The sequence below is a fragment of the Bacillus sp. AFS015802 genome (assembly GCF_002561455.1).
Taxonomy (GTDB): domain Bacteria; phylum Bacillota; class Bacilli; order Bacillales; family Bacillaceae_B; genus Rossellomorea.
The window spans coordinates 82,064-95,120 of the sequence record NZ_NTUP01000012.1 but is presented as its reverse complement, the minus strand read 5'-3'; the positions used below and the strand labels follow the sequence as shown (position 1 = coordinate 95,120).

The window sequence follows — 13,057 nt, the reverse complement described above, 5'->3', positions numbered from 1 at the left end:
ATATTTCCCCGATTATTCCTCACACTATAAAGAGTTACTATATTGGGAGGGATTCTATATGGGACGTACCAAAAAAGGGAACCGCAATGCTCAAAGTAATACGAATGCGAAAAAAGGCAATCGGACAAGTTCTGAATTAGTAGAATTTACAACCGGGCAGGCGAATACCAAGAAAAACCGACCACAGGACTAGTAACGACCAGCACGAATCAAAAGAATAACCAGATCGGACAAAAAGTCCTTCTGGTTATTCTTTTTTTGTTGGATTTTTGCCTGCTTACCTTTTATTTAAACAATAATTGGAAGTCTCCATATCCTTCCTCCTCAAGCTTATCTTTCGGAATGAACCGTAAAGAAGCGGAGTTGATGCAATAGCGGAGCCCTTTAGGACCTGGCCCATCCGGGAATACATGTCCAAGATGGGAATCGGCTTCCCTGCTCCTGACCTCTATGCGCGTTGAACGATGCGAGAGATCGTATTGTTCGTTGACGCTTGCATCCATTACCGGCTTTGTAAAGCTCGGCCAGCCACATCCACTGTCATACTGATCTTTCGAAGTGAATAATGGTTCCCCTGACACGACATCCACGTATATTCCTTCTTCCACGTTGTCCCAGTATTCGTTATCAAAAGGCGGTTCAGTTCCATTTTCCTGAGTCACAAAGTATTGTATGTCCGTCAGCTGCCCTTTTAAATAAGACCGGTCCTTTGGCCAGTGCTTCTTTAAGAACTCTTCTCTACTGCGTTTATAAAGAGCATAGCGGAAAGCATTTTTCTTGTGGAAATCCTGATGATATTCTTCAGCAGGGTAAAACTCCCTTGCAGGCAGGATCTCCGTCACAATGGGTTTAGAAAACTTTCCGCCAAGCTCTTCCCTGGACGTTTTGGCGGAGCATCTTTGATTCTCATTATGATAAAAAATCGCAGTCCGATACGAGCTTCCTCGATCTTTGAATTGCCCATCGGGATCGGTGGGGTCAATTTGCCTCCAATATAGATCCAGGAGTTTCTCATACGGGAATATTTCTGGATGAAAGGTGATCTGCACCGCTTCATAATGTCCGGTTTCACCTGATGTCACGTCTTTATAAGTCGGGTGAGCCGTTACTCCTCCTATATACCCTGAAACAATTCCTTCAATTCCTTCTATATTTTCAAAAGGCTCTACCATACACCAGAAACAACCTCCTGCAAACGTCGCTTTCTCCATTTCATCACTCCTCTCGTTTCACGTGAAACAATTGCAACCATTCATCCTTGAAAGTACAAGTGGTAATGGTTCTGACAACCAGGATTAAAGGAAGACTGGCAATGTGGACAGACTGATTGACAATTCATGTACTGTAAAATGGTTAGTTCATTCCGACATTCGCCACAGAGGACCGCTTTCACATTCCACTCATCCGGGGACCAGAGAACGGGTTCATGATCGGCGACTTCTTCATGACATGCGTGACAAGGATAATACGTATCACAGCATTTGAATTTTATCGCGATGATGTCCTTTGACGTTCGGTAATGCTTACATTTGGTTTTAGCATCCACTTCCACTCCTGAAACCGGGATCAGCTTTTCAGTCATGATCATTTCCCCCCACTGTTATTCTTTGTTTATATTCCTATAAAAATCAAAACAGTTTACCTATTCATTCTAGTCTATTAATCTAACTGTACTATACAATGAATAGTAACAGAATGGGAGGGGAAGATTCTTGAAGTTAATCGTGTTTGGAGCAACCGGCGGTACAGGCAAAGAAGTCGTCAAGCAAGCTTTGGCAGAGGGACATGAAGTCACAGCTTTTGTAAGAGATCCATCTAAGCTGAATGGGGACGACCCACTATTAACCATTGTGCAGGGGGATGCTTTAAACCCTAAAGAAGTGGAAGGGGCATTAGCGGGACAGGAAGCCGTCATATCCTGTCTCGGTTCGGATGGGCTGAAGGAAACCACCGTCCTTACCAACATGACAAAGAATATCCTGACAGCCATGAATACCCATCATATTGATCGCATCGCGTACGTAGCATCGGCAGGGATTCATAAAGAAATCCCCGGTCTCCAGGGAAAGCTTGCCCAGTTTATCCTGCGGAATGTGTTAAAGGATCACAGAAATGCGGTCGAGGAAATTAAGAAGCACCACGTTCGTTATACCATTGCAAGACCTATGCAACTGACAACCCAACCCATGTCAAAGAACTACCGTCAAGATGCCGTCTCTGTCCCGGCCAAGGGACGAAAAATCGGAAGGGCTGACGTCGCTCATTTCCTACTGGAAAGCATCGTTCAAGAGAAAAACGTAGACAAATCAGTTGGTTTGGCCTATTAAAAAGGCAAGGACTGATCCCTCTTATGTCATGTTAAGACACAAGAGAGATCAGTCCCTTTCAGTTAGCTCTTATGTTCCAGTATTCCGGTTAAATCCTCATAAACAAAATCGGGCTTTACGCCAAGTTCGTCCATTACCTTATCCTGGCGGTTGATCCATGCCGTATTGAACCCAAAATTGGCGGCCCCAGCAATATCCCACGGATTTGAAGACATAAACAAAACCTCTTCCCTTTTGACGCCAAGCTTCTTAAGGACAAGCTGATAAGACATCGGAGTGGGTTTGAATTGTTTGATTTCATCCACTGTCAATACCTCATCCAGCAGGTGCCTGAATGAAGACTGCTCCACCAGTGGTGAGAGCATATCAAGGGAGCCGTTTGAGAAGATGGCGGTTTGATAAGATTTCAGTTCCCCGAGTACACTTTCTACTTCCTCATAATGAGTTAATTCCAGGTAAGCATCCAACAACTCCTTCTCTTTGTCATCGGAAAGATCGACTCCCACATGGACACATGCGTAATGCAGGGCATCCCTCGTGATAGAGTAAAATGTCGTATATGTTCCCATCAGCTGACGGAGAAAGCTATATTCCAATTGTTTCTGACGCCACACCTGACTGATCTCCTCCCCTTTATCCGGAAAGAGTTCATTACATTTTTCAATAACGGAATGGACATCGAATAAGGTACCGTACGCATCGAACACAAACGCTTTTATCGTAAGATTTGACATACTTCTCCTCCTAACAGATTCTCCTTATATAATAGACCATTTCCTAAATCTTAAACTTCCACAAGCCCACCCGGACGAAGGCACATTCATTTTCAGTACGTCTTTGTTTATGGTATATTACTTCGAGCATCAATATCTATCATGGAGGTGGTCAAAAATGACTGGTGAACAACATGCTCAAGCATCTCCTTCACATACAAAGACGATTCTTTTTCTAAGTTTGACGATTTGGCTCGTAGTCATGAATACGACTATGTTCAATGTAGCCCTTCCAAATGTATTGAACGATTTCTCTTTGGCTCCTTCTGAAGGAGCCTGGATCGTATCAGGGTATTCGATCGTACTCGCTATCTGTACGATCACTTACACCCGCTTGGCTGATTACATCCCGATCAAACGGTTGCTCATCATTGGGATCACCATCTTCGGCATAGCCTCATTGACCGGCTTCTTTGCCAATACGTTCCCATGGTTATTGCTTTCCCGTTTGTTTCAAGCGGCAGGGGCCGCAGCCATCCCCGGTCTATCCATGGTGTTTGCCGGACGGTTTGTCCCCTTGAAAAGGCGTGGCCGGGCCCTTGCGATGATCGCTTCCGCTTCTTCCCTTGGATTTGGGTTAGGTCCCGTTGTGGGAGGCGTCATAACGGATTACCTGAGCTGGAATTATTTATTCCTGATTACATTATGCGTACTTGGAATGATCCCCGTATTGTACCGCTTTCTGCCAAATGAGACGACAAGAAAGGGATACTTTGATATTTGGGGAGGCTTGCTGACCGGAATCGGAATCACCTTCTTCCTGCTATTCATCTCGACGTTCCATTGGTACTATTTCGCAGGCGCCGCGGTTTTCTTCGGTGGATTATGGATTCGGATTCATAAGATTGAGATTCCCTTTATTCAGCCCAGCTTGATTCGGGACAAAGGCTACAGGCAAATTCTATATATGAGTTTCCTTGGGTTTGTCACCCATTTCGCCATCTTGATCGTCATGCCCCTCATGCTTCAGCATGTATTCGGCAAAAACCCGACGGCTGTCGGATTCATCATTTTCCCTGGAGCGATGCTGTCTGCAGTCGCAGCCATATTTGTAGGAAGACTGATCGACCGATATGGGAATATCAGAGTGATGTTTCTCGCTCATATTCTTCTCATCGTTTCGACTGTCCTTTTTTATCTCTTATCACCGCACAGTGAGTATATGATCATGCTGGCCTATATGTTTACAAGCTTCGGATTTTCCAGTCTTTCTTCAAGCTCGACAAACGAAGTGTCCCGTGTCATGAGCAAGGAATTGACTGCCTCAGGTATCGGGATGAAGCAGCTGATCCACTATGTCGGGAGCGCATCCGGTTCTGTCCTTGGCGGAATCATCGTGGAGATGGGGGGAGCAGATTTCCCGGTAAGCTCCTTTCAGAACACTTTCCTGGTTCTGATCGGACTCATGACGGTGTCTCTCTTACTCTTGCTTTTATATCGCAGACATGTTCATCAATCGTAGGTAAGGGGTCCAGGCAGATTTTTCTGCCTGGATTTTTTTTTGGACTTTTCCACTAGATCTCCATCTATGTGGATTCCCCTCATGCCATTAAGGGTATAGTAAGAAAAAACAATAGAACAGGGGAATCCATTTGAAGACCAAGAAGAAGTGGTATAAAAAGAGAAGCTGGTGGATCGGGGGAGCCATCATTTTCATCCTGACGGCCGTCATGATATACAACCGCGTAAAGCCTTTGCCGAAAGGAATCTCCTACGCCAGCGACACTTACGCCATACCTGAAAAGGACGTAGAATTCTTATACGACCTCACCTATCAGAAGGATGGGAAAGAAAAATATGATCAATCGATCTTTGATGAAGTCTATCAAACCATTGAAGAAGCAGATGATTTTCTTATTTTGGACTTATTCTTAGTAAATGGCTATACAAAGGGTGACCGTGATTATCCCAAGATCAGTGAAACATTATCCAGAAAGATTGAAGAACAGATGAAAAAGAAGCCCGACCTGAAAGTGGTCTTTATCAGTGACGTCGTCAATACGACTTACGGATCACATCAGGCCAAACAAATTGAGCCATTGGAAAAGCTTGGAGCTGAAGTCGTCTTTACCGATTTGAACCGACTCAGGGATCCAAACCTCATCTATTCAGGTGTATGGAGAACCGCTTTAGGATGGTTCGGGCAGGACGGCTATGGCTGGCTGCCCAACCCGATGGCCCCTTCCGCACCAAAGGTCACGATGAGATCCTATTTAAAACTCTTGAACGTGAAGGCAAACCATCGAAAAGTCGTCATCACTGAGGACTCCGGGCTCATCCTTTCCGCCAATCCCCATGATGCCAGCGGTTTCCACTCAAATATCGCTTTTAAGGTGAAAGGGGACATCATCAAAGATATGGTGAAAGCTGAAAAAGCCGTAGCGGATTTTTCAGGTGGAAATCTTAATGCTTTCCCTACAGAGGAAGAGGTAAACAATTCGGTCAAATCCTTACCCTCCAGTGAAACATCTGTCAACGCACAGATCCTGACGGAAAGGGAAATTCAAAAAGGCGTGGTAAAGGCACTGGATGATGCCAAAAAAGGCGATGAGGCCTGGATCGGGATGTTCTACCTCGCCGATCGGGACATTATCGATGCGATAGAAGACGCGGCTGAACGGAAAGTAGACATACGATTGGTACTGGACCCGAATCAAAATGCCTTCGGACAAGAGAAAATCGGACTTCCGAATCTCCCCATTGCTGCCGAGCTTCATAAATTGGAGAACGAACATATTACCATTAGGTGGTATAACACGAATAAAGAGCAATATCATACGAAATTCATATATGTAAAAGGGAAAGATCAAAGCACCGTCATCGGGGGATCAGGTAACTATACGTCCCGGAATATGGATGATTATAATCTGGAAGAAAACCTGAAACTGACGGCCCCTTCAGACAGCGAAACCATGAAGGAAGTCGACGACTACTTCGACCGGATATGGACTAACAAGAACGGGACATACACCCTTGACTATGAAAAATATCAGGATAAATTGCCTGCCGTTAAGTATGTCATGTATATTCTCCAGAAAATTTTTCAAGTGACAACATATTAGGTTTTGACTTTTAGAAAAAGGGGAAATTAACTTATAACAGCATAAAAAACACTATATGGAGGTAAGAAAAAATGGGTATAATCTTGTACTTAATTGTTGGTGGAATTATCGGTTGGTTAGCTGGTCTTATATTAGGTAAAAACGTTCCTGGCGGAATCATCGGAAACATCATCGCCGGTATTATCGGTGCCTGGATCGGCGGGGAACTTCTTGGAAGCTTCGGTCCGTCCCTTGCAGGAATCGCTATCATCCCGGCATTACTGGGAGCGATCATCTTCGTATTCCTATTAAGTTTACTTCTAAGAGGAATGAGAAGAACATCTCATTAAGAATACCAAAAACCCCTGGATTCCAGGGGTTTTTCATTTGTTTGTTTTTAAATAACAAAAAAAACAGCCAATGCTGGCTGCCCTTTTAATACGTCATGGATTTCTTATGCCTTCTTTTATTCCGATACTTCTTATAAATCGGGTAAACGATAGGTCCCCATTTGATCAGTCTTCCAATTAAACGTTTCATGAAGGTAACCTCCTTTGTATAGTATTCTTTACCCGAATATACGGAAAGAAAACATATGCTAGAATGAAGGGAAGACAAATTACGGGGTGTTTCAGATGCATATCACAGAAGAATTAGCCTACCCAATCATCGCGAAATTGAAGACGGTCGTTCACTACAATATGAATATCATGAATGAGTCCGGCGTCATTGTTGCCAGCACAGATCCTTCACGCATGAATCAGGTTCACGAAGGGGCTTTGTATGTCCTCAAACAAAAAAGTTCATTGATTATTTATGAGAACGACATGAGAAAGTTTCATGGTTCCAAAGAAGGCATCAACCTTCCCATTGAGTTCATGGGAGAAATCATAGGAGTCGTTGGCGTAACTGGTTCCCCACTGGATTTGGATCAATTTGTAAAAATCGTGAAGGTCACAGTTGAAGTCATGCTTCAGCAGGTTCATTTCCATAATCAACTACAGCATCAGAAAACATTGATGGATAATTGGCTCCTCGATTTGGTACACCCCCATTATTTTGATGAAAGAAAAAATGAAGCGTTCGCTCATCACTACATTCATCTTGATACCAGCCAATATGTTCAAGTATTATTGGTCAAATTCGCTAACTTATTCACCCACTCTACCACCAACATGCCTTTATCGATGATCAAAGAAGAAATTCTGAGGAGAATAAAGCTTCAACTACCAAAGCTTCACTTCCAATCCTTTATCAACGACTCCCACTGCGTCATCGGGATCCCTTCTAGCGTCTGCCCTACTAAGGGGGGAGTCATCACTTTAGCAAAGCGTTTGCAACGACATTTAAAGGAGAAGCATTTAATGGTGAAAACGGCTGTCGGCAATGTCTATCCAGGCGTCGGCGGGTACAGAAAGTCGTATATGGAAGCACTAAGCTCATTGGAGTTGCAAGAAAGCTTCCCTCAGTTTTCCGATTATATTCACATACAGGACTGGGGCATCATGGATTTCATCAAGCGAATTCCCTTAGACATTCGCCAGGAGTTTATGAATCGCTATCGTGAGCGGACTTTTGAGCTAAGTACGACCCTGAGACATACACTTCAACGATTATTTGACTGTCAATTAAACATGAAAGAAACGGCGAACTCCTTACATATTCACCGAAACACCCTTCTTTACAGACTTGAAAGTGTCGAGGAACTGACGGGTCTAAGCCCAAGAAAATTCGATGATGCCATCATACTGCGCTTTATCTTATTAATCGATGAAATGAATAAAGAATGAGGTAATATGATTGTGCAAATGCACAATCTTTTTTATTTTCACCAGGAAATCTTTAGGTGGACTTCCATTGTAACCGCTTACTTCACTTGGTTAAATAGAGAAATAGATTATATTTTCTGAAAAAGGAGCCGCTATGAATATTCTAATTGCCCCCGATTCATTTAAAGGAAGTTTAAGCTCACTCAAGGTCGGATCCATTATGGAAAAAGCCTTTCGGGATGAATCATCAAGTTTTCATACCAATGTTATCCCCATGGCTGATGGAGGTGAAGGAACTCTGGAGACTCTCATTTACGCAACTGGGGGGATGAAAGTAAAAACGACGGCCACTGGTCCATTAGGAGAAAAAATTTCTACTGAATATGGTGTTTTAGGAGATAAGAAAACCGCCGTCATTGAAATAGCATCCATCGCCGGGTTACCTATGGTGCCTGGAGAAAAGCGCAATCCATTCCATACAACTTCCTTTGGCGTTGGAGAAGTCATCACGACGGCAATGGATGACGGGTTTCGAAACTTCATCATTGCCCTGGGCGGGAGTTCGACGAATGATGGTGGATTCGGGATGCTTCAAGCACTCGGCGTTATCTTTCAGGATGAAGAAGGGAACGCTGTCGGGGCTTTCGGAAAGGACCTCGGATCCATCGCCGAGGTGGACTGGAGTACCCTTCATCCCCTTGTAAAAGACTGTACCTTCCACATCGCTTCAGACGTTGAAAATCCTTTATGCGGGGAAACAGGTGCCTCTTCTGTATTTGGTCCCCAAAAAGGAGCTACCAAAGAGCAGGTGGAGACGCTTGATCAACAGCTATTTCACTTTAGCAAATTGCTTCAAGAAGAAAAAGGAATTAATTTCCGGGATACACCAGGGGCCGGAGCAGCAGGAGGACTGGGGTTTGCCTTTCTGCATTTGAACGGAACAATAGAATCCGGAGCAAAGCTGGTTGCTGAAGCAACGAACCTTCCAACTGCCATTCGTTGGGCTGATTGGATTCTCACCGGTGAAGGTCAGAGCGATTATCAAACATTGTTTGGTAAACTCCCCTCTTATATCGCAGCCATCGCAAAACAGCATCATACTCCGGTATCTCTTATCTCAGGAAGTTTAGGAGATGGGTATCAACATTTATACGGCGACTTCTCCAGCTGTCATTCCATTGCCATCGGTCCAATGGCTTTGCATGAGAGCATCAGTCGTGCTGAAGAACTGCTTTACCATGAAACAAGAAATGTCGCACGAATTTTACACATAACAAAGGGAGAAAAATAAAGGGGGAAAAATATCATGTCAGGAATTTGGTTATTTACGGTCATTGTATTAGGGGTAGGATTTATCATTTTCACCACCGCAAAATTGAAGATCCAGCCTTTTCTATCGTTATTGTTTGCAGCGTTCTTGGTTGGTATATTTGCAGGCCTGCCACTGAATACAGTTGTAGAAGCAGTCAATGGCGGCTTCGGAGGGTTAATGGGGTATATTGGTATCGTCATCGTAGCAGGAACCATCATCGGGACGATTTTAGAAAAATCAGGTGCCGCTCTCAGGATGGCAGAAGTGGTTCTGCGTTTAGTGGGGGAAAAGAGACCGCAACTTGCTATGTCCCTAATTGGTGCCATCGTCAGTATCCCTGTCTTCTGTGACTCCGGATACGTCATTCTCTCAAGCTTGAAAAAAGCGTTGGCGAAGCGGGCGAAAGTAGCTTTAGCTTCCATGTCTGTTGCTCTGGCAACGGGCTTATACGCAACCCATACACTGGTGCCGCCCACTCCGGGCCCCATCGCCGCAGCTGGAAACATCGGGGCGAGCGACTACTTGGGAACCATAATTTTAATCGGGATGATTGTAGCCATTCCTACGATTCTGGCAGGATATATCTGGGCCATTAAGGTCGCAAGTAAAATTGAAATCGAGGGCGAGGAAGAACTGGATCTGGATTATGATGAGATTGTCAAATCCTTTGGGGAACTTCCTTCAACGTTCAAATCCTTTGCTCCGATTGTACTTCCAATCCTCTTGATTGGTGCAGGTTCAGTCGTTAGCTTCTTTCAATGGGAAGGCGGAGCAGCGGATGTTTTCTTATTCATCGGTTCTCCTGTTGTTGCTTTACTGATCGGTGTCCTGGCTGCATTTGCCCTCATGCCGAAATGGAATGAAGAAACGTTGAATGGCTGGGTGACTCAGGGAATGAAAGATGCCACCAATATCCTATTAATCACAGGGGCAGGAGGAGCATTCGGTTCTGTCATCAAGGCGACTCCCGTTGCAAAATTGATTCAGGGAATCGCCGATGGGGGATTACTTTCCGGTGCACTCGTGCTACTCATTCCATTTATAGTTGCAGCCTTATTAAAATCGGCCCAGGGATCATCTACCGCTGCTCTTGTTATCACTTCTTCCCTGATCGCCCCATTGCTACCACAAATGGGGATCGATGGAGCCGTCCCGCTTGCTTTAGTGGTCATGGCCATTGGGGCAGGAGCCATGACGGTCAGTCATGTCAATGACAGCTACTTCTGGGTCGTGACCCAATTCAGCGGCATGAAAGTCACAGATGCTTACAAAGCTCAAACCGCCGCCACGCTGGTTCAAGGTTTAACGGCTCTGGTATTCACTTTATTATTATGGATTATACTCGTTTAACAAACGAGAAGAAGGTGTCCAATTCCATATTGGGACACCTTTTTTAATTTCAATCACCTCATCTTTCACAGGTAAATATTAGCATTAACATCTTGTAATCAAGAATCCACATTGCCTTTACATACAGCTGATACTCTTGAGACAGAAAAAGGAGGCAGGCATAATGAATTGGCTTAAAAAAGGATTTGTATTCATGTTGATATTTTCTCTTCTCCCACTTTCAGCCCAGGCACTGGACAACCCTTTTAGTGCTTCTGGCGATCGGGATGGAGGGATCGGGAACAGTACTCATTACTTAGATGAATTCCCAAATATCTCACTTGATGAAAAGGTAAATCAGATCATTTACCCTCTCTTTGCAACACCGGCTATTAAGAAGAAAGGTGAACAACTTACCTTAAAGATTGATACTCAAGGGAAAGAAGCCGGATCTTGGAACGTGAAATTAAAGCAAACGAATCACTCTTCCCTGACGAGTGAGTACGAATTACCTGTCCAATCTGTACAGCAGGGACAATCTCATTGGAAAGACAGCTCTTCTATTGTCGAGGTCACCGTCCTCATTCCTGAAGGGACCCCGCAGAAATTATATGATTTAGAAGTTTCCTATACCGGTAATGGACAAAGGGTCACGGATGAACAACCTCATTCTGTGAAAGTAGTAGACGAATATAAGAAGGACTTTACCTTCTTACATTTAACCGATACTCACATAGGGTCTCCCCGAAATCTTGGTAATCCAGATGATCCGTCTTCTTTCACTACCGGCCGGGCAAGGGAAACCGGAATGTGGAATCCGAATCCTGAGAAAAGATGGTTATATTTGCAGAAAGCCATTAAAGAAGTCAATTTAAAGAATCCGGATTTTGTGGTCGTGACAGGAGATCTAATGTTCGGTCAACTGAATCCCCTCGAATATATTTATGAATACGAAGAAACCTACAAAATGCTTCAAAAGCTGAATGTACCGGTCTATATCGTCCCAGGCAACCATGATTATTACGCCCAGGATGCAACCCTTACGGATGGAGCGAAGTATTGGGAAAAATACTTCGGGCCCCAATATTTCTCCTTTGACTATGGTCCATATGCCCACTTCATCGGGTACAATTCATTTGATTGGCACAAGATCGACCGAAGCGGCACCGGTACGGTTTCTGTCCCTACCTGGGGCGGTCAGATCCGTGAAAAGCAGCTTAATTGGGTCAAACAAGATTTACAAAAGAATGCTCAAACCGCAAAACCCGGTCAAATACGAGGCCTCTTCTCCCATCACAATCCTTTATGGCGTGATAGGGAAATCTGGCCACAAGACGATCCTGAGGTACAAGAATACTGGAAGGAATATGATGAACAACATGATCCACAACGTTTGAGCACATTGATTCTCGGGGAAAAACTCGGGATTAAATATGACCAGCAATGGCACGGGGAAAATGCCCAGGAATTGATTGATATCATGAAAGCGAATGATGTGACGGTCAGTCTTCACGGACATACTCATATTGACGATGTCACAAAGAAAGATGGCATTTTATACGCAACCACAACGGCCATTGAGCTATCCGGTAAGCCCTGGGTAGGATTCAGGAACTTTTCGGTTCAAAATGGGCAGATCGCATCCTACAATTACGAAGAACCCGGTCATTCCATCCCTGTATACCAAAACGGAGATACGGAAGGAGGCACCATGTCCTTTGACGCTGATTATCAGACTGCGAACGATGGGAGTGCCGCTTCTCAGCAAGTAGAGATAACCAATCGTTTAAACAAGCCTTTAGATGTGACGATCCCCCTATATATGAAAGAGGGAGATTATACCGTTTCCAAAGGAAGCATCGCACAAAATTACTCTTCAGATGGCAAGCAATATATAGAAGTGCACATTACCATTCCGGCCAACAGTATTGAAATCATGAATGTGCAAAAGAACTAAGAATGCAAAGATCCCCTTTCCACCTATCATGAAAAGGGGATCTTTTCTTTATGAAGCTGATTCCTGCCCGGGAAATAATGCCTTTCCCTGATCTCCTAAACGTTTAAAAGCGACTGAAAGATTTCAGTCGCTTATTTTTTGCTTATTTACTACTCTTCGATTCTGCAATTTTTCCCAAGAAAAACCCATCGACCTCGCTTATTTTCCCACGCCACATGATTTTCCCTTTTGAAGGGGTAGGTTTGCTGTCGCCACAATACACCTTCGCGTTCTTCAGGTGAATAAAGTGGGCTTCAGCACTTTGGTTTCCTTCTACAGATTCCCCGGCTTTGGCAAGCTCCTCGCTCAGCTTCTGAGCTACATCACTGCCATCCTCAAAGGTTTCACTCAATGAATCGAAGTATTCCTTTGCGGAGACGAGGGTACCTGTTACGACAGCTCCCTTGACGTTTAAGGTGATGTCTAATGAAAAATCATGCTTGTTTGATGCCTGTACAAAAAATTCTAAAATGCTATCCTTCCCTGTACCTGATTCTACACTCATTTTCA

General features: G+C 44.2%; 13 protein-coding genes. 9 read left to right on the top strand and 4 right to left on the bottom strand.

All coding sequences use genetic code 11. The features are described 5' to 3' along the window. Positions 1–58 precede the first annotated feature (58 nt). Entirely contained in the window at positions 59–193 is a 135-nt protein-coding gene (locus tag CN378_RS22895) for a hypothetical protein (RefSeq protein WP_257141073.1), read from the top strand. Between the two features lie 91 nt (positions 194–284). Here CN378_RS22895 and msrB read toward each other — a convergent pair whose 3' ends face one another. Both msrB and CN378_RS08305 read right to left on the bottom strand, forming a co-directional pair. Continuing rightward, the gene (gene msrB / locus CN378_RS08310) at positions 285–1,211 is read right to left on the bottom strand and encodes a peptide-methionine (R)-S-oxide reductase MsrB (RefSeq protein ID WP_098351421.1); all 927 of its coding nucleotides are present in this window, start codon (positions 1,209–1,211) and stop codon (positions 285–287) included. Between the two features lie 41 nt (positions 1,212–1,252). Further along, complete coding sequence (locus tag CN378_RS08305) at positions 1,253–1,582, bottom strand: CHY zinc finger protein (protein ID WP_098351420.1); 330 nt, start codon at positions 1,580–1,582, stop codon at positions 1,253–1,255. A gap of 130 nt (positions 1,583–1,712) precedes the next feature. Between CN378_RS08305 and CN378_RS08300 the strand changes: the two genes are divergently transcribed. Further along, positions 1,713–2,327, top strand: a complete 615-nt coding sequence (locus CN378_RS08300) for an NAD(P)-dependent oxidoreductase (RefSeq protein ID WP_098351419.1) — start codon at positions 1,713–1,715, stop codon at positions 2,325–2,327. Positions 2,328–2,389: 62 nt separating this feature from the next. On the opposite strand, the gene CN378_RS08295 is transcribed toward CN378_RS08300, so the two are convergent. Further along, positions 2,390–3,061: a haloacid dehalogenase type II gene (locus CN378_RS08295; RefSeq protein ID WP_098351418.1), complete on the bottom strand. Its 672-nt coding sequence runs from the start codon at positions 3,059–3,061 to the stop codon at positions 2,390–2,392. Positions 3,062–3,218: 157 nt separating this feature from the next. Here CN378_RS08295 and CN378_RS08290 point away from each other — a divergent pair, with 157 nt between their 5' ends. The 7 genes from CN378_RS08290 to CN378_RS08260 all read left to right on the top strand — a co-directional run bounded on the left by CN378_RS08290 (position 3,219) and on the right by CN378_RS08260 (position 12,508). Next, positions 3,219–4,562, top strand: coding sequence for an MFS transporter (locus CN378_RS08290; RefSeq protein WP_098351417.1), 1,344 nt, complete (start codon positions 3,219–3,221; stop codon positions 4,560–4,562). Between the two features lie 130 nt (positions 4,563–4,692). Further along, complete coding sequence (locus tag CN378_RS08285) at positions 4,693–6,162, top strand: phospholipase D family protein (RefSeq protein WP_257141072.1); 1,470 nt, start codon at positions 4,693–4,695, stop codon at positions 6,160–6,162. Between the two features lie 71 nt (positions 6,163–6,233). Next, the gene (locus tag CN378_RS08280) at positions 6,234–6,491 is read left to right on the top strand and encodes a GlsB/YeaQ/YmgE family stress response membrane protein (RefSeq protein WP_034764945.1); all 258 of its coding nucleotides are present in this window, start codon (positions 6,234–6,236) and stop codon (positions 6,489–6,491) included. Positions 6,492–6,776: 285 nt separating this feature from the next. Continuing rightward, positions 6,777–7,931: a CdaR family transcriptional regulator gene (locus tag CN378_RS08275; protein ID WP_098351416.1), complete on the top strand. Its 1,155-nt coding sequence runs from the start codon at positions 6,777–6,779 to the stop codon at positions 7,929–7,931. Between the two features lie 133 nt (positions 7,932–8,064). Next, on the top strand, positions 8,065–9,201 hold the full coding sequence (locus CN378_RS08270; RefSeq protein WP_098351415.1) for a glycerate kinase: 1,137 nt from the start codon (positions 8,065–8,067) through the stop codon (positions 9,199–9,201). A gap of 15 nt (positions 9,202–9,216) precedes the next feature. Beyond that, positions 9,217–10,572, top strand: coding sequence for a GntP family permease (locus CN378_RS08265; RefSeq protein ID WP_098351414.1), 1,356 nt, complete (start codon positions 9,217–9,219; stop codon positions 10,570–10,572). 163 nt (positions 10,573–10,735) lie between these two features. Further along, positions 10,736–12,508, top strand: coding sequence for a metallophosphoesterase family protein (locus CN378_RS08260; protein ID WP_098351413.1), 1,773 nt, complete (start codon positions 10,736–10,738; stop codon positions 12,506–12,508). Positions 12,509–12,650: 142 nt separating this feature from the next. Here CN378_RS08260 and gvpU read toward each other — a convergent pair whose 3' ends face one another. After that, positions 12,651–13,052 (bottom strand): gas vesicle accessory protein GvpU, encoded by a 402-nt coding sequence (gene gvpU, locus CN378_RS08255; RefSeq protein WP_098351412.1) that lies wholly within the window; start codon positions 13,050–13,052, stop codon positions 12,651–12,653. Positions 13,053–13,057: the final 5 nt, after the last annotated feature.

Bases quoted from the DNA above. Each gene is read 5' to 3' on its own strand.
- CN378_RS08280 (WP_034764945.1), top strand. From the start codon at position 6,234: ATGGGTATAATCTTGTACTTAATTGTTGGTGGAATTATCGGTTGGTTA.
- CN378_RS08305 (WP_098351420.1), bottom strand. From the start codon at position 1,582: ATGACTGAAAAGCTGATCCCGGTTTCAGGAGTGGAAGTGGATGCTAAA.
- CN378_RS08260 (WP_098351413.1), top strand. From the start codon at position 10,736: ATGAATTGGCTTAAAAAAGGATTTGTATTCATGTTGATATTTTCTCTT.
- gvpU (WP_098351412.1), bottom strand. From the start codon at position 13,052: ATGAGTGTAGAATCAGGTACAGGGAAGGATAGCATTTTAGAATTTTTT.
- CN378_RS22895 (WP_257141073.1), top strand. From the start codon at position 59: ATGGGACGTACCAAAAAAGGGAACCGCAATGCTCAAAGTAATACGAAT.
- CN378_RS08275 (WP_098351416.1), top strand. From the start codon at position 6,777: ATGCATATCACAGAAGAATTAGCCTACCCAATCATCGCGAAATTGAAG.
- CN378_RS08265 (WP_098351414.1), top strand. From the start codon at position 9,217: ATGTCAGGAATTTGGTTATTTACGGTCATTGTATTAGGGGTAGGATTT.
- CN378_RS08270 (WP_098351415.1), top strand. From the start codon at position 8,065: ATGAATATTCTAATTGCCCCCGATTCATTTAAAGGAAGTTTAAGCTCA.
- CN378_RS08290 (WP_098351417.1), top strand. From the start codon at position 3,219: ATGACTGGTGAACAACATGCTCAAGCATCTCCTTCACATACAAAGACG.
- CN378_RS08295 (WP_098351418.1), bottom strand. From the start codon at position 3,061: ATGTCAAATCTTACGATAAAAGCGTTTGTGTTCGATGCGTACGGTACC.
- msrB (WP_098351421.1), bottom strand. From the start codon at position 1,211: ATGGAGAAAGCGACGTTTGCAGGAGGTTGTTTCTGGTGTATGGTAGAG.